The organism is Pseudomonas sp. NBRC 111131 (genome assembly GCF_001320525.1).
Taxonomy (GTDB): domain Bacteria; phylum Pseudomonadota; class Gammaproteobacteria; order Pseudomonadales; family Pseudomonadaceae; genus Aquipseudomonas; species Aquipseudomonas ceruminis.
This window is the reverse complement of record NZ_BCBH01000103.1, coordinates 1-564: the sequence shown is the minus strand read 5'-3', so window position 1 is coordinate 564 and position 564 is coordinate 1. Positions and strand designations below refer to the sequence as shown.

The following is a 564-nucleotide window of genomic DNA, read 5'->3' as shown; positions in this document are numbered from 1 at the left end:
CTGGTGGGGTGGTGTCGCCGCCATCGATATCCGGTGCAGTGACGTTGCCCGCGGTGGAGGTGTTGCCCGCAGCATCGGTTGCAGTGACTTGCAGTTGCTCGCCATCAACCTGCGGTGGGTTGAGGGTGATGCTAAAGGCGCCACTTGCGCCCACTACAGCCGTGCCCAATACAGTGGTGCCGTCAGCAGCAAGGATGCGCACGGTGCTGCCAGGTTCGGCACGGCCGGTGACCACGCTACCGTCAGCGCTGACACTGAGCTCGCTTGGCGTGGCGGGGGCGGTGATATCCGGTGCGGTGATCTGGGCGGGCAAGGACGAAGCGCCGCTGCCATCGATTGCCACCACGTCGAGCAGCTCACCGTTGGCTTGCGCCGGAACGAGCGAGATGCTGAACGTGCCGTCAGCGCCAGCCACCACGGTGCCAATCACCGTACCGTTGGCATCGCGCACCTCGACGCGGCTGCCAGCCGGGGCGGTACCGGTGAGGGTGGAACCGTCGGCCGAGATGACCAGATCGCCGGGGCTATTTGGGGCCGAAGTCAGTGGTACTTCGAAGTCCACAA

At 65.4% G+C, this 564-nt stretch carries 1 protein-coding gene; it reads right to left on the bottom strand.

Annotation, left to right across the window (positions count from 1 at the left end):
• A partial coding sequence (locus APH34_RS28455; RefSeq protein WP_156358141.1) for an Ig-like domain-containing protein occupies window positions 1-564 on the bottom strand: 564 nt, incomplete at both ends.